The following is a 15,896-nucleotide window of genomic DNA, read 5'->3' on the forward strand; positions in this document are numbered from 1 at the left end:
TAACGGAAAAACCCCACCGAACCAACGATTTTAGAGGGAATATCTTACAAAACTGTGATTTGGCTAAAAATCTATATTCAATTAGCCTTGACGTGTTTTACTATATGCCTTCTTTCGTTTCTGGTTTTGTAGATAAGGATAGGTCATGCAACGTATCGCCATTAATGGGTTTGGCCGGATTGGACGTAATGTTTTACGCGCCTGGTTTGAGAGCCCGAAACAATTTCATTTTGAAATCGTGGCGATTAACGATATAGCAGATGTACAGACATTGGTGCATTTATTTAAATATGATTCAACCCATGGTCGTTTTAATGGCAAAGTTGACATAGCTATTGAAAATGAAAAGATTTATTTAAATATTCGATCTAACCAAAGAAATTTGAAAGTTGAAGTTCTTCAGCAAAAACAACCAGAACTTTTACCGTGGGCAAGCTTGCAAATTGATGTTGTACTAGAATGTACAGGCTTGTTCCGTTCTCATGCTGATGCAACACGCCATCTACAGGCAGGGGCGAAGCGAGTCATTATTGGGGCTGCACCTTTTGACCATGTCGATGCTGCAATTGTCTATGGTGTTAACCATGCCGATGTAAAAGCAACTGATCAAATCATATCTAGTGTGTCATGTACTACGCAGGCTTTGGTGCCATTGGTAAAAATTATTGATGATGCATTTGGTATTGAAACTGCGCTCATGACTGAAATTCATGCAGTAACAGCCGATCAGTCAGTGCTTGATCATGCGCATCGTGATTTACGTCGTGCTAGAGCTTCTGGGCAAAATATTATTCCGACTACGTCTAGTGCACTTGGCGCATTAAAACGTGTGATGCCGAAAATGGAAGACCGTATTGATGGCTACTCAATTCGAGTTCCTACCATTAATGTGGCTGCAATTGATTTAACGTTTATCACACAATCTCCAATTACTGTGCATCATATTAATGAATTGTTAATCAAAGCTTCTCAAACAGATTATGCGGAAATTATGGCAGTGACTGATGAACCACTAGTTTCAAGTGATTTTAATCATTCACCTTATTCACTTATTGTTGATTTAACCCAAACTATGGTTGTTGGTCATCAAGCTAAAGTATTTGCTTGGTACGATAACGAATGGGGCTATGCAAATCGATTATTAGATTTGTGTGATTCTTTCTAAATTTAAAATAACTTAAGAAAGCTATTCAACAGTTAAGGTTGGTTAGTTGGAAACAAGGCGATAGCTCAGATATTAGCCCTTTCTTTAGTCGAAGAACTTTAGTAAGTAACTAAATTGAATAAGAGTAAGGCATTGAATATTATTGTTTATTCTTATTATCTTCTTTTTGACTTTAGAGTTTATTAAGAAAGATTTATGCAAATTGTCAGGTGCATGGCACAAAGTATCATGCTACACTAAGAGAAATCGGGTGTGTTCCCGATTTTTTTATGTGGGGTCGTTCCACGTTGATCAGATTTTAGGCTTGAAATATGACCATTTCAGAGACATGGTTGCTGCCTGACGGGGTAGCAGATGTATTGCCGGAACAGGCGCAAGTCATTGAAAAACTTCGCCGTGAAGCTATAGATTTCCTCTCAGTAAGAGGTTATCAACTGGTATATACACCATTTATCGAATACATCGAATCGTTGTCTTCATTATCAGAATCAAATCAAGACCTGGATTTAGTAACTTTTAAGGTGATTGACCAGCTTTCAGGCCGTTTACTCGGTATCCGTGCTGATATGACACCTCAAGTTGCACGTATTGATGCACATGTAAGACCTGTTGAAGGGGTTGCACGTTACTGTTATGCAGGGACTGTATTACATACAAAACCACAAAATTTCAATGCGACTCGCGCACCTTTACAATTAGGTGCAGAGCTATATGGCCACGATAGTATTGAAGCTGATGTTGAAATGGTCGATGTAATGCTTGGGCTCATTGAAAATGCTTATACATTGCAAGGCGCACATTTAGACTTAGGACATGTAGGGCTATTTCGCAGCTTAGTCAAATATGCTGGCCTTTCTAAAAATGAAGAGCATGAGTTATCTGATCTTTATCAAAGAAAAGCATTACCTGAGTTGGCTGAATTTACTCAAAATTTAAATATGGGTTCAGACTTCTATGCACTTGGTCGCTATGCAAGTGATTTAGAAGCATTACAAACTCATTTAAGTACAGATATTTTAAAAGATGTTGAATTTGATGCTGCATTAAATGCACTCAAAACTACACTTGAACAAATTAAAAACCGTTGGCCAGCACTTAATGTTGGAATTGACGTTGTCGAGCTTCGCAGTTACCACTATCACACTGGTTTGATGTATGCAGTTTATGCGCCGAACCGTGCTGCACCTTTAGCGCAAGGTGGCCGTTATGATGGTATTGGTGAACACTTTGGTCGCGCACGTCCTGCTACTGGTTTCAGTTGTGATTTATATGCCTTAGGGGCAAATCAGTTTGCTGAAATTGAAACTGTGGTGGCACCAAAAGGTACTGATGCAGATTTGCTTAAAGCAATTGCAAATGCACGTTCACAAGGTTTACGTGTAGTTCAATTGTTAGGTAATGATAATTTAGGTTCTATTCCTTATGCGACACATCAGCTTGTATCGCAAAACGGTCAATGGAATATTGAAAAGATTTAAACGCCAGCGGTAAGTTTTTTACTGATGGTTTCCAATTTTAACAGCATGATGTAATGAGGCTATTATGGGCAAAAATGTTGTGGTACTTGGTACCCAATGGGGCGACGAAGGTAAAGGTAAAATCGTCGACCTGCTCACAGATCAAGCGGCTGCGGTAGTACGTTATCAAGGCGGACATAACGCAGGTCATACTCTTGTCGTAGGTGGTAAAAAGACTGTATTGCACCTCATTCCATCAGGCATTTTACGTGAAAACGTATTGTGCTTAATTGGTAATGGCGTGGTGCTTTCACCAGCAGCATTAATTGAAGAAATGGGAATTTTGGAAGCTGAAGGTGTTCCAGTTAAAGAACGTCTACGCATTTCTCCAAACTGTCCACTTATTTTGCCTAACCACATTGCTCTTGATCAGGCTCGTGAGAAGAAACGTGGTAACGCTAAGATCGGTACTACAGGTCGTGGTATTGGCCCTGCGTACGAAGACAAAGTAGCTCGCCGTGCAGTGCGTGTTGCTGACCTTGTTCGTGGTGGTGCAGCGTTAGAAGAAAAACTCCAAGAAATGCTTGAGTTACATAACTTCCAATTAACTCAGTTCTACGGCGTAGAAGCAGTTAAATTTGAAGATGTATTGGCTCTTTGCAACGAATGGCGCGAAGTGCTTGCTCCATTAGTGATTGACGTGACTAAAGTGTTACATGACTACCGCAAAGAAGGTAAGCCTGTAATGTTTGAAGGCGCTCAAGGCTCACTTTTAGACATCGACCACGGTACTTATCCGTATGTGACTAGCTCAAATACAACTGCTGGTGGCGTAAGCTCTGGTTCTGGTATGGGTCCTTTACATCTTGACTATGTATTAGGTATTACTAAAGCTTATACAACACGTGTAGGTGCTGGTCCGTTCCCAACTGAATTAGTTTACGATGCAGCAAGTGATTCTGGTGACCCAATTGGTAAACACTTAGGTACTGTAGGTCACGAATTTGGTGCTTCTACTGGTCGTCAACGTCGTTGTGGTTGGTTTGATGCCGAAATCTTACGTCGTTCTGTAGACGTTAACTCACTTTCAGGTATTTGCTTGACTAAACTTGACGTTCTAGACGGTTTAGAAGAAGTAAAAATCTGTGTAGGTTATGAAAATACTGATTCAGGTTGTGTAGGTTCTTCTGATGCGGTTTCTTTTGAATGCTTGAAACCAATTTATGAAACTATGCCAGGTTGGAGCGAGTCAACTGTTGGTTTGACTAGCATTGACCAATTACCTGCAAATGCGTTGGCTTATGTGAAACGTATTGAACAATTAATCGAATGTCCGATTGATATCGTTTCAACTGGTCCAGACCGTGCAGAAACAATTGTTTTACGTCATCCATTCTCTGCTTAATTTGCAAAGATAATAAAAGCCTCCTGAATAGGGGGCTTTTTTTATATCCGACTAAAGTGCAGTTTCGGTTTTGTCTAATTCAGATTAAAACAGAAATAAAAGTTATGTCATGGATGATGAACTAAAAATGAAATTACAACCAACAATTTCAAAAACCATTTTTTATTCTTTTTTATTTGCGATCGGTGGTTCGCCAACGTTGGCTATGTTAGTTATTTATGGTCAAAATTATAATCCTGACTTCTTTATGACAGCATTCATGAGCCTTTCTGTTCTGATAGCTTGTATCTTGATTCCGGTTGTTCTTATACAAAACAGTTATCTATTATGGAAAAGAACAAGCCCCTCTCTTGAAGCGAAAGTTAAGCCTTTAAGCCATGTCTATCTTGTCTTAAATATAATATGTTTACTGTTCTGGATTTATTTGATGACTTTATCTGCTTGATCGTTACATAAATACTATGATCGTGAAGAAATGAGAGATTCAAAGCTTGTGTGCTATTTCTTATAATAAGTGCAAAAGAATAAACAGTTTTTTTAACGATTTAGGTGAACCATGTTAATGAATAAAAAACTTTTTTTAAGCTTATGTGCTGCTGGTGTCGTAACAATTTCGGGTTGCGCAACAATGGCGGACATGGCAGGTGCAGATACAGCAACCTTAAATGCTCAATCTGCACAAGGTTTTACTAAAATGGTGCAGGAAGCACGTGCTAAAGGGACTTTAGATACAAGTTCAAGTACCTATAGCCGTATTAATTCTGTTTTCAACCGTTTAAAACCTTATGCTGACCAAGTAAATCAAACAGGGCAGCCATTTAGCTGGCAGTTAGCTGTACTGAAATCAGATACTGTTAATGCGTACGTTGCCCCAGGTGGTAAGGTCGTGTTCTACACAGGTATTGTGAATAAGCTAAACCTAACGGATGCTGAAATTGCAGCTGTTATGGGCCACGAGATGACACATGCTTTAGAAGAGCATGCGAAAAGTAAAATTGGTGCTCAGGCTTTAACTGATTTGGCATTAAATATTGGCTTAAGCTATGCAGGTGGCGGTAACGTTAACCAATTAGGAGCGGCTGCTGCACAACTAGGTTCGCAAGTAGGGGTGGGCTTACCATATTCGCGTAGTTTAGAGAGCCGTGCTGACCAAGGCGGCTTAATGTTAATGGCACGTGCGGGTTATAACCCAAATGCTGCTATTACCCTCTGGGAAAAAATGAACAAACTTGAAGGTGCTGGTGGTTCATCTTTCTTGTCTACTCACCCATCTAACGCTCAACGTATTAATGACATGCGTAAAAACTTACCTGCAGCATTAGCTATTTATAATGGCCGTAGATAAGTTTTAAAACTTTAACGTGAATGTAAAACGGATGCTCAAGCATCCGTTTTTTGTTTTTAAGGGGCAGGGTTTGGCTGTTGTATATGAATGGCTTCAATACCTTGTAAAATTTCTGGTGAAAGCTCGATTTCAAAAGCCTGAATATTTTCTTTGAGCTGCTCTAAATTGGTCGCACCAATAATTGTGCTTGTTACAAAGAACTGCTGCTTAATAAAAGCCAGAGCCAATTGAGTCAGACTTAAACCATGCTTTTCAGCGAGCTGTGCATATTGTTCAGTTGCCCATTCACTTTGTGGATTACTGTAGCGACTAAAGCGTGGAAATAGAGTAACGCGAGCATTTGCAGGTCGTGCTCCATTTCTGAACTTGCCAGTTAAATAACCAAAAGCAAGAGGAGAGTACGCAAGTAAACCTACTCCTTCATATTTGGCAATCTCAGACATGCCTATTTCATAGGTACGATTAAGCAGACTATATGGGTTTTGCACACTTACAAACTTACTCACACCTAAATTTTCAGCAAGTTGTAGAAACTTCATGGTGCCCCACGGGGTCTCGTTAGATAAACCGATATAACGAATACGACCTCGATTAATTTCTTTTTGAAGGGCAAGTAAAGTTTCTTCTAGAGGCGTAGTGTCATAATCATTGTATGCTTGCTGGTTGCCATAAGCGAGTGTTCCAAAGAAGTTGGTGTGACGTTCTGGCCAGTGTAATTGGTAGAGATCGATATAGTCTGTTTGGAGACGTTTAAGTGAACCATCAATCGCTTGTGAGATATGGTCACTATTGAACTTGGTATGGCCTTCTCGAATATGGGTTCCACCAAAGCCAGGACCTGCAATTTTTGAAGCAAGGAATACTTTGTCGCGCTGACCATGCTGTGCAAACCAATTGCCTAAAATGGTTTCAGTCGCGCCGTATGTTTCTGGTTTAGGAGGTACGGAATACATCTCTGCCGTATCCCAAAAATATAAACCGTGTTCTAAAGCGTAATTGAGCTGTTCGAATGCTTCTTGTTGAGTATTTTGCTCACCAAATGTCATGGTACCTAAGCAAATTTCTGGAAGGTTAATGCCTGTGTGACCAAGTGGTTTAAATTGCATACTGCGAAATCCTTGAGAAATTTTAAGTTAGCCTAACGGAAAATATGTATTCAACTTAAATCATAAAAACAGAATAGTTTGTAAGCTTTGTGTATTAACTCATTGTTGCATATAAAAAAAGCAAACCGAAGTTTGCTTTTTATTAAATAATTACGAGTAATTATTCTTCGTCATCATAGTCTTCGTCAGTGACTGGAGTTTCTTCTAGTGAAGTATCAAAAATAAGAATAGCCTTACCATCTGTTTGGATCATACCTTGATCTTCTAAGGTCTTTAATACACGGCCAACCATTTCTCGTGAACACCCGACAATACGTCCGATTTCTTGACGGGTAATACGAATTTGACGACCATTCGGCAAGATCATTGCTTCTGGTTGCGAAGATAAGTCGATTAAGCAACGTGCAATACGACCAGACACATCAATGAATGCAAGGTCAGTCATTTTACGAGTTGTATTTTTTAAACGACGAACAAGTTGCGCGAAAACGGCATAGCTGAGATCTGGATACTGTTTGCTTAGTTCATGGAAGTTGTCATATGAAATTTCTGCAATTTCACAGACATCACGGGTACGAACTTCAGCTGTACGTTGAGGGTTCGGTTCGAAAAGCCCCATTTCCCCAAAGAAGTCACCAGGATTCAAATATGCCACAACAATTTCACGCTCATCATCTTCACGTAAAATAATTGAAACTGAGCCTTTTAAAATTAAGTATAAAGATTTTGACTCTGTTCCGGCATCAACAATTGTGGTTCGTTTTGGATATCTGTTGATGTGAGCACGCTTTAACAATGCTTTAACGGATTCAGGTAGTTGCCCCGGAGATAAAGCATCTGTGCTGAGTTGTGAAAAATTTGAAGTCATGCTTGATATGTTCCGAATAGGGTAAACAATTCACACAAGCTCGAGATGAGCTATTACACAGAAGAGATGAAATTCCTTATCAACTCATTTTATGTTAGTGTACAAAACAAGGGCCTGTTGACATTTCACAGATGGTTGCGACATAAGACGATTTTTCTAGACGTTACGAAGCAAGAACTATGGAATTTAGTCATACTAAATAAATAGAGCTAAACAACGAAACGCACAAAAAATCTGGTCTTGCGCTGCACCTAAGATGCTTGAATCGCACCTCAGATTTTGGCTGAAATTTAACAAACTTTATTACAAAACTGGACAAAGGATTGCCCTTGTCTGTGTTTTGCGTTTTTATTTGGATTAATTTTTAGCTATTACGCAATCCATAGATGAAATGTCAACAGACCCTGCTTAAATTTATAATTTTTTTTGGGTAGTTGCAATGCAAACAAGTGTACATTGGCTAGAGAATGTTGCTTTTGAAGCGAAATCAGAGAGCGGTCATAGTGTAGTGATGGATGGCTCACCTGAGTATGGTGGTGAAAACCGTGGACCACGTCCTATGGAATTGATATTAATGGGACTTGGTGGGTGTGCTTCGTTTGATATTGTGACTATTTTAAAGAAATCTCGTCAAGATGTGACGAATGTCGTATGTCAGCTTAAAGCTGAGCGAGCAGATGCGATTCCAGCCGTTTTCACCAAAATTCATTTGCACTTTGTGGTAACAGGTACAGCTGTAAAAGAAAAACAGGTTGCAAAAGCAGTAGAGCTATCTGCTGAAAAATATTGTTCTGCAAGTAAAATGTTATCTGATGGTGGCGTAGAAATTACTCACGATTTTGAGATTATTGAAGCTGCATAATTTCATGTGAATACCTGAAAAAGAAAAGCTAACAGTCATGTTGGCTTTTTTTATGATAAGAATAATTCAAAAAATATAAGGAGAATTTGGGTGAATATCCGTTTAGCTCAATGGGAAGATACTGAGACTATATGCCACTTACTGAAACAAATGGGATATTCGCAGCCTTTAAAAGTAGTTCAGGAACAATTTCAAAGATTAAGTAAAGACTCGAATGCAATTACATTGGTAGCAACTGACAATCTAAATGTGTATGGTGTTTTATCGCTTTATTTTATTCCACAAATTGCTTTAAAAGGAGACTTTGCCAAAATCTGTTATCTGTGTGTGGATGAGAATATGCGCAGTAAAGGACTGGGGCATTTGCTTGTGCAAGAAGCAGAGCGGTTAGCAAGGCAACGTGGCTGTGACCGGATGGAACTGCATTCTGGAATGCAAAGGCCTTTGGCGCATCAGTTTTACCTAAGAGAAGGCTATGTAGAGGCACCAAAGTACTTTCGTAAACCGTTAAATTATTGAGCTCGGTTTAAAAAGAGCTGCGGATCTACCCGAGCATTGTTAAGGCTCATACCCCAATGTAAATGAGGGCCCGTCACACGGCCTGTTTTGCCCACTAAACCTAAAGTTTCTCCTTGGCGGATATGTTGTCCCTTTTCTACTTTTATCGCGCTTAAATGGCAAAACATGCTAATTAAGCCTTGGCCGTGATCAATTAATACAGTTTGTCCATTAAAGAAATAATTTCCTGTTTGAATGACTACACCATCTGCTGGAGCAATTACTTTTTGACCTACAGGTGCTGGGATATCGAGACCTGAGTGAGGCGCACGTTCTTCTCCATTAAAGAAACGTTTTCTTCCAAACGAGTTGGTAAATTTTCCTGTAGTTGGGCGTATAAATTTGGGTAAGCTTTGCCATGAACTTGATGTAAAAGAACTATAAATATCATTTTGTTCTTTCGCTTCTTGTGCATAACGGTCTAACTGACTTTGGTTGGGGTTTACGTAGTCTTGGTTAGTGACTTTAATTCGTTGCTCAGCATAAGGGTAAGACTTAACTTCTATTGGAATAGGAGCTTTATTGGTATTGAGCTGAACACTGCCAAGTGGGGTAGATAACGGAATACCAACTACAGCATAACGTTGATGGCCTTCCTGACTAATTAAAACCGGTTTCTGTTGAAAAGTGACCTGAGTAATATCGGCAGTTAATGGAATGACTGCAATTCCACCGGGTCTTCTTGAGTCTTGGGGTAACTCCGCCATTGCGAGAGTCGAGCTAAAAAGACAAGTTGTTAATATAATATGTTTTAAATGCATTTTAAATTTCAAAAACAGGATGGAATTAGCCGGATAAATTAATTCTTATTTTTAGAATTCTCAATGAAGACTTTGTGAAAAGAGTAGAGCAAACGAAACTAAATATAAATATTTAAGTGATTTAATAAAATGTAGCTGAAGTGTACTTGAAATATATACAAAACAAACCCATATTATAATGGAGTTTTACTTATTGTTATTTTTATAACATTATGAAAAATATATAAAAATTTATTTGAAATCCGAAAAAGTGTTCCCATCTATTAGACAAGTACAAATTTGTTGTGAGGAATAACAAGAATGCGTTTTGAAAAATTTACAAACCGCTTGCAGCAAGCCCTTTCAGATGCTCAATCTTTAGCGATGGGTAAAGACCATACCGCTATAGCAGGTATTCATATTTTGAGTACCTTATTAGAAGAGCCTTCAAATATTAGCTTGTTGCAACAAGCAGGTGCGCGATTACCTGAACTTAAACAAAAGCTTGAGCAAGCTATAAAAGATGCTCCGACCATTGCGAATCCGACAGGCGATGTCAATTTAAACCCAGAAGCAGTTAAAGCGCTTAACTTGGCAGATCGATATGCGCAAAAAGCAGGTGATGAATTTTTGTCAACTGACTGGGTTTTATTAGGCTTGGCAGAAACTGGCGAAACAAAAAATATTTTAAGTGCCGTAGGTGTAACTCCCGACAGCTTACGCAAAGTAATTGAACATATTCGAGGTAGTGACAAAGTCATGAGTAATAATCACGAAGACCAACGTGACTCACTTAATAAATATACGATTGATTTAACTGAGCGGGCTTTATCTGGAAAACTTGATCCGGTGATTGGGCGTGATGATGAGATTCGCCGTACCATTCAAGTCTTGTCACGTCGTACAAAAAACAACCCTGTACTCATTGGTGAGCCAGGTGTTGGTAAAACCGCTATTGTTGAAGGTTTAGCACAGCGTATTGTGAATGGCGAAGTGCCAGAGGGTTTAAAGAATAAACGTGTTTTATCCCTCGACTTAGGTTCATTACTTGCTGGTGCGAAGTATCGTGGTGAGTTTGAAGAACGCTTAAAAGCAGTTTTAAAAGATTTGGCAAAACACGAAGGCGAAATCATCCTGTTTATTGATGAGCTACATACGCTTGTAGGCGCAGGTAAAGGCGATGGCGCGATGGATGCAGGGAACATGTTGAAACCTGCATTGGCTCGTGGTGAATTGCGCTGTGTGGGTGCAACAACCCTAGATGAATACCGCCAATATATTGAAAAAGATGCAGCTTTAGAGCGTCGTTTCCAAAAAGTATTGGTTGATGAACCAAGTGTAGAAGATACCATTGCGATTTTACGTGGTCTAAAAGAGAAATATGCTACTCACCATGGTGTGCAAATTTTAGACTCAGCGATTATTGCTGCGGCGAAAATGTCTCATCGCTATATTACAGACCGTCAATTACCAGACAAGGCAATTGATTTGATCGATGAAGCAGCTTCTCGTATTAAAATGGAGATTGACTCTAAACCCGAAGCACTTGATAAGCTTGATCGCCGTTTAATCCAGCTAAAAATGCAATTGGAAGCGGTGAAAAAAGATGAAGATGCAGGCAGTAAAGCCGAAGTTACTCATCTTGAAAAACAGATCGCTGAAGTTCAGAAAGAATATAACGATCTGGAAGAAGTGTGGAAATCTGAAAAAACTTTGGTAGAAGGTACCAAACAGGCTCAGGTTGAACTTGATAAAGCGCGTATTGCTTTTGAAAAAGCTCAGCGTGAAGGTGATTTGGCTGAAGCGGCACGTTTACAGTATGGCGTAATTCCAGAGCTTCAAAAACAACTTGAGCAAGACGAAGTTGCTGAAGAGAACGAAGAACCAAAACTCATTCGTACTAAAGTGACTGAAAATGAAATTGCTGAAGTCGTTAGTGCTGCAACAGGTATTCCAGTTGCTAAAATGATGCAAGGCGAGCGTGAAAAACTCCTTCATATGGAAGAGTTTCTACATGATCGTGTTGTTGGACAAGATGAAGCAGTTGTAGCGGTATCGAATGCAGTTCGTCGTTCACGCGCTGGTTTGTCTGACCCGAATCGTCCTAGCGGATCATTCTTATTCTTAGGTCCAACGGGTGTAGGTAAAACTGAGTTAACTAAAGCTTTAGCGAACTTCTTGTTTGACAGCGATGATGCCATGATTCGTATCGACATGAGTGAATTCATGGAAAAACACTCTGTTAGCCGTTTAGTTGGTGCGCCTCCGGGTTATGTAGGTTATGAAGAAGGCGGTGTTTTAACTGAAGCTGTTCGTCGTAAACCATATAGTGTGGTGTTGTTTGATGAGGTCGAAAAAGCGCATCCAGATGTATTCAATATCTTGCTACAAGTGTTGGATGACGGACGCTTAACAGACTCACAAGGTCGAGTAGTGGACTTTAAAAACACGGTTATTGTGATGACATCGAACTTGGGTTCACAAGATGTACGTGAGCTTGGCGAAGGTGCAACTGATGATGAAGTGCGTACAGTCGTGATGAATGCGGTAAGTCAGCATTTCCGTCCGGAATTTATTAACCGGATTGATGAGCTTGTGATTTTCCATTCACTCAAAAAAGCACAGATTCGTGGTATTGCGGATATTCAGTTAGATCGTTTACGTTCACGTCTTGTTGATCGTGATATGAGCTTAACTGTAGATGACAGCGCATTTGACTTATTGATTGATGCTGGTTTCGATCCTGTATACGGAGCACGTCCATTAAAACGTGCAATTCAACAACAGGTTGAAAACACATTGGCTCAAAAAATCTTGTCAGGTGAGTTTGTTGCAGGCGATACCATTTTAGTTAAAGGCGATCATGGTCACTTGGTCTTTGATAAAATGAAACTCAGCTAAGTTTTTTCTGCTAAAACCGAAAAGAGAATATGGAAACATATTCTCTTTTTTTATATTTAAATTTTAGGCTGATTTGAAGATACAAGCGTAATAATTGAGTTGGCTACTTTTTGTGTGAGTGTTTTAAGTTTTTGTTCTGCATGACCTGATAAAAAATAAGGATAATGATAAATATGCCCTTGGTAAGAAATGCAGATAAAAAAGGTACCTACAGGTTTTTCAGTAGTTTCACTACCGCCATGTTTGAGTAAACCTGTACAACTTACAATAATATCGGCTTGTTGAAATAGGGTTTGATCCTGCTTACACATTTCTTCTGTAACCTGTGGCGATTCTGCCGTGTACATATCGATTAACTTTGGGTCCACTTTTAAAATACTAATTTTAATGCTGGGGTCATAACTGACCAAACCACCCAGTAAAATATCAGCACCACTATTTTTATGAATCGAAAACTGGCTGGTTAAGTAGCCCGAGCTAGCACTTTCAATAAATGCGACTTTAAGTTGGAGATCTTCTAGTAATTGGCAGCACTGCTGAAGCATTATTTCACCTCACATGGTGTGTATTTATAAATAAAATCAAATACAAATAAATTATAAAATCACAATAAGTGATTTAGGAGAATGGTTCAAGTCTGAGATAACAATCTATAAAAACAACTTGAATATTCACAAAAAGCCTGTGAAGAGTTTCAGGTTTTAAAATGATCAATGCTAATTATCGGGAAGTTTCTTTATAACATTGCGACAAGATTAAAAAGTTGCTAGTTTTATTCGATATAACAAACAATAACAATTTTAGGAAGTAGCTAATGAATAATAAGCAAGGGTGTGCGCTAGTAATTTTAAGCAGTATGTCTGTATTATTATCAAATACTTGGGCTGCTCAGCCCATGAGTGAAAGTGCGCTTTCGACTCAGACAGGAGCGATAACTGCATCTTTGCCCGTTATTATTGCTAAAGCTCAAGATGATTCCAAGAAACCTGAAACAGAACAGCATCAAGCTCGTAAAGAATTAGGAGATAACTATTTACAAGAAGTTCGCTGGAACTCATTAAGATCGAGTGTGTTATCACCTTATCAAGAACAAAAACAAAATCAGGTGATAGATATTAAAGAAAAGAAAAAATTAGAAATGGTTGCGCTACCAGATCGAGCGGACCGTTTTACACGTTATGAGTTTGAACCGAAAAATGTACATGGCGAAGTTATCATTACCGTAAAGTAATAATAACTTCCCGCCAAATTTATATTAGTTCAATCCTAAATGTTGAATTTTCCATGCACGATGGATTTTTTGATTACGTTTAAAATCAAGTCCGATCGTTTCAGACGTAATTTCTTCAACGTCGTATAGCGCTTCAATCTCTTCATCCATCTCAAAGCCACGGTAGTTATTTGAGAAGTAAAGCGTACCTTCACTTGTTAAACGGTTCATTGCACGTTTAATAAGAGAAACATGGTCACGTTGTACGTCAAAAGTACCGTAGAACTTTTTAGAGTTAGAGAAGGTAGGTGGGTCAATAAAGATAAGATCATATTGTTCGTGACCTTCTTTTAACCACTCAAAACAGTCACTTGCAAAGAACATGTGTTGTTCATCTGCATGATCTACAGTTAAACCATTTAAAACGAAGTTCTCTTTTGACCAGCTCAAGTACGTGTTCGATAAGTCAACACTTGTAGTACTTGCAGCACCACCTAAAGCCGCATGTAAGCTGGCTGTAGAGGTATAGCTATACAAGTTCAGGAAGTGTTTACCACGAGCTTCTTGAGCAATACGTAAACGCATTTGACGGTGGTCAAGGAATAAACCTGTATCAAGATAGTCAGTCAGGTTTACTAAAATTTTAGCTTTACCTTCTTGAACGATAAAACGTTTTGAAGCTGTACTTTGTTTCGTATATTGATTGGTACCTGTTTGACGAGCACGTGTCTTAATAAAGATTGCATCGCGGTTTAAACCGGTAACAGCACGAATTACAGCAAGTGCTAAATTAAAACGTTTTTTTGCTTTCTCAGGGTCGATTGTTTTTGGTGGTGCATATTCCTGAACATGTAAGCGATCGCCATATAAATCTACAGCGACGTTAAAGTCAGGTAAGTCGGCATCATATAAACGTAAGCAATAGATATTTTCTTTGGTAGCCCATTTTTTCAAGGCAGTCATATTTTTTTGCAAACGGTTCGCAAAGTCTTGAGCTTCTTCCATTTCAACTGGTTGAGCTTGCCAAGTTGCTAAGAATGGCTGTGTTACTTTTTCTGGTTTGATTGCACCGAAACGAATATAAATTGGTAACTTACCATTCATTAAACGTAAAGTTTCAGGCGCTTCAAAAGCTAAAACGTCTGCTTGTTCAATTTGAGCTGCAATAATGGCTGCATATTGATTTGGGAAATGTTTTTGTAAAAGTGCAGATAGACCTAAATATAGAGAGCGGTTTGATGCTTTATCACCTAAACGTTCACCATATGGAGGGTTAGTTACAATAAAAGCTGTTTTCTTTTCAGCTGCAAAATCTGGCCAGTCAGCTAAAGTACGTTCTTCAATTTGGATTTGACCTAGTAATTTTTCAAAGCCCGCCGCAATAATATTTTCGCGTGTTGCTTTTACCGCTTCCCAGTCTGCATCAAACGCATAAAACTTAGGTAGTGGCTGCTCAAGAGCTTTTTCATGACGCTCTGCTGCTTCAGCTTTGAGTGAAAGCCAAAGTTCACGGTCATGACCATGCCAACCATTAAAGCCAAAACGGCGAACAAGACCAGGTGCGCGGTCAGTTAAAATCATTAATGCTTCAATGATAAAAGTACCTGAACCACACATTGGGTCGAAGACAAGCTCTGGATTACGTTCTTTGAGCTTGGCTTTTTGTAAAATTGCTGCAGCAAGGTTTTCTTTAATCGGTGCATCCGTCATATAACGACGGTAGCCGCGTTTATGTAATGAGTCACCAGATAAATCTAGGCAGTAAGTATGTTCAGTTTTACCTGCAAGCACATATAACGTAATTTCTGGCTGTTTAGTATCAATACTTGGGCGACGGCCTACAGCTTCCATAAAGGAGTCAACCACACCATCTTTTGCTCTAAGCGTTGCAAATTGGGTATTAACTTTAATTTCACGCTCTGCATGTAAGCGAATAGCGAAGGTACTTTGTGGTGCAAAAATAAGTGACCAGTCAAAGCTCATTGCACCTTCGTAAAGCTCTTCTGCTACATCACGTGCATCATGAGTGTGTTCAAGTTCATAAGTATGAATTGGAAGTAAAACACGAGAAGCGAGACGTGACCACATACAAATGCGATAAGCATGCTCAAGCGTCCCTTCAATGATTAAACGTCCAGCTTTACGTTCTGTCACTTTGGTGCCAAGCTGTTCTATTTCTTCTTGTAAGAGGGTTTCTAAACCATCAGCACAAGTAATCCAATAGTGGTTTAAACGTAAAGAGGTATTCATAAACTCGATTGACCAAAACATATAAATAT

At 39.1% G+C, this 15,896-nt stretch carries 14 protein-coding genes and 1 pseudogene; 10 read left to right on the forward strand and 5 right to left on the reverse strand.

What is annotated here, in order from left to right:
- Positions 1–145 precede the first annotated feature (145 nt).
- From ACIF8R_RS10640 to ACIF8R_RS10660, 5 genes are all read left to right on the forward strand, one after another.
- Positions 146–1,165: a type I glyceraldehyde-3-phosphate dehydrogenase gene (locus ACIF8R_RS10640; RefSeq protein ID WP_396480662.1), complete on the forward strand. Its 1,020-nt coding sequence runs from the start codon at positions 146–148 to the stop codon at positions 1,163–1,165.
- A 311-nt stretch (positions 1,166–1,476) separates the two neighbouring features.
- Positions 1,477–2,643: an ATP phosphoribosyltransferase regulatory subunit gene (locus ACIF8R_RS10645; RefSeq protein ID WP_032011696.1), complete on the forward strand. Its 1,167-nt coding sequence runs from the start codon at positions 1,477–1,479 to the stop codon at positions 2,641–2,643.
- A gap of 64 nt (positions 2,644–2,707) precedes the next feature.
- On the forward strand, positions 2,708–4,027 hold the full coding sequence (locus ACIF8R_RS10650) for an adenylosuccinate synthase (RefSeq protein WP_100191889.1): 1,320 nt from the start codon (positions 2,708–2,710) through the stop codon (positions 4,025–4,027).
- Positions 4,028–4,154: 127 nt separating this feature from the next.
- A complete protein-coding gene (locus ACIF8R_RS10655; RefSeq protein ID WP_343570147.1) occupies positions 4,155–4,472 on the forward strand; it encodes a hypothetical protein in 318 nt (105 codons plus the stop codon).
- A 117-nt stretch (positions 4,473–4,589) separates the two neighbouring features.
- A complete protein-coding gene (locus ACIF8R_RS10660; RefSeq protein WP_263613282.1) occupies positions 4,590–5,372 on the forward strand; it encodes a M48 family metallopeptidase in 783 nt (260 codons plus the stop codon).
- 56 nt (positions 5,373–5,428) lie between these two features.
- On the opposite strand, the gene ACIF8R_RS10665 is transcribed toward ACIF8R_RS10660, so the two are convergent.
- Together ACIF8R_RS10665 and crp are read right to left on the reverse strand one after the other, a co-directional pair.
- On the reverse strand, positions 5,429–6,478 hold the full coding sequence (locus tag ACIF8R_RS10665; RefSeq protein WP_396480664.1) for an NADP(H)-dependent aldo-keto reductase: 1,050 nt from the start codon (positions 6,476–6,478) through the stop codon (positions 5,429–5,431).
- A gap of 160 nt (positions 6,479–6,638) precedes the next feature.
- Positions 6,639–7,346, reverse strand: a complete 708-nt coding sequence (gene crp, locus ACIF8R_RS10670) for a cAMP-activated global transcriptional regulator CRP (protein WP_000203217.1) — start codon at positions 7,344–7,346, stop codon at positions 6,639–6,641.
- A 264-nt stretch (positions 7,347–7,610) separates the two neighbouring features.
- Between crp and ACIF8R_RS10675 the strand changes: the two are divergent.
- The 3 genes and pseudogenes from ACIF8R_RS10675 to ACIF8R_RS10685 all read left to right on the forward strand — a co-directional run.
- A pseudogene (locus ACIF8R_RS10675) lies at positions 7,611–7,691 on the forward strand (hypothetical protein); the annotation flags it as partial.
- Between the two features lie 94 nt (positions 7,692–7,785).
- Entirely contained in the window at positions 7,786–8,208 is a 423-nt protein-coding gene (locus tag ACIF8R_RS10680) for an OsmC family protein (RefSeq protein WP_396480666.1), read from the forward strand.
- A 90-nt stretch (positions 8,209–8,298) separates the two neighbouring features.
- Positions 8,299–8,727: a GNAT family N-acetyltransferase gene (locus ACIF8R_RS10685; protein ID WP_396480668.1), complete on the forward strand. Its 429-nt coding sequence runs from the start codon at positions 8,299–8,301 to the stop codon at positions 8,725–8,727.
- Here ACIF8R_RS10685 and ACIF8R_RS10690 read toward each other — a convergent pair.
- A complete protein-coding gene (locus tag ACIF8R_RS10690) occupies positions 8,721–9,527 on the reverse strand; it encodes a peptidoglycan DD-metalloendopeptidase family protein (protein ID WP_396480670.1) in 807 nt (268 codons plus the stop codon). The genes ACIF8R_RS10685 and ACIF8R_RS10690 overlap by 7 nt on opposite strands.
- Before the next feature lie 300 nt (positions 9,528–9,827).
- On the opposite strand from ACIF8R_RS10690, the gene clpB reads away from it, so the two are divergent.
- Positions 9,828–12,407: an ATP-dependent chaperone ClpB gene (gene clpB / locus ACIF8R_RS10695; RefSeq protein WP_396480672.1), complete on the forward strand. Its 2,580-nt coding sequence runs from the start codon at positions 9,828–9,830 to the stop codon at positions 12,405–12,407.
- A gap of 56 nt (positions 12,408–12,463) precedes the next feature.
- On the opposite strand, the gene ACIF8R_RS10700 is transcribed toward clpB, so the two are convergent.
- Positions 12,464–12,952 carry a CinA family protein gene (locus ACIF8R_RS10700; protein WP_396480674.1) on the reverse strand — a complete coding sequence of 163 codons (489 nt, stop codon included), beginning with the start codon at positions 12,950–12,952 and terminating at the stop codon, positions 12,464–12,466.
- Positions 12,953–13,221: 269 nt separating this feature from the next.
- On the opposite strand from ACIF8R_RS10700, the gene ACIF8R_RS10705 reads away from it, so the two are divergent.
- A complete protein-coding gene (locus tag ACIF8R_RS10705; protein ID WP_396480676.1) occupies positions 13,222–13,638 on the forward strand; it encodes a hypothetical protein in 417 nt (138 codons plus the stop codon).
- Between the two features lie 24 nt (positions 13,639–13,662).
- On the opposite strand, the gene rlmKL is transcribed toward ACIF8R_RS10705, so the two are convergent.
- Positions 13,663–15,867: a bifunctional 23S rRNA (guanine(2069)-N(7))-methyltransferase RlmK/23S rRNA (guanine(2445)-N(2))-methyltransferase RlmL gene (rlmKL, locus tag ACIF8R_RS10710; RefSeq protein ID WP_263613290.1), complete on the reverse strand. Its 2,205-nt coding sequence runs from the start codon at positions 15,865–15,867 to the stop codon at positions 13,663–13,665.
- Positions 15,868–15,896: the final 29 nt, after the last annotated feature.

The organism is Acinetobacter sp. ABJ_C4_1 (assembly GCF_044538495.1).
GTDB lineage: Bacteria > Pseudomonadota > Gammaproteobacteria > Pseudomonadales > Moraxellaceae > Acinetobacter > Acinetobacter nosocomialis_A.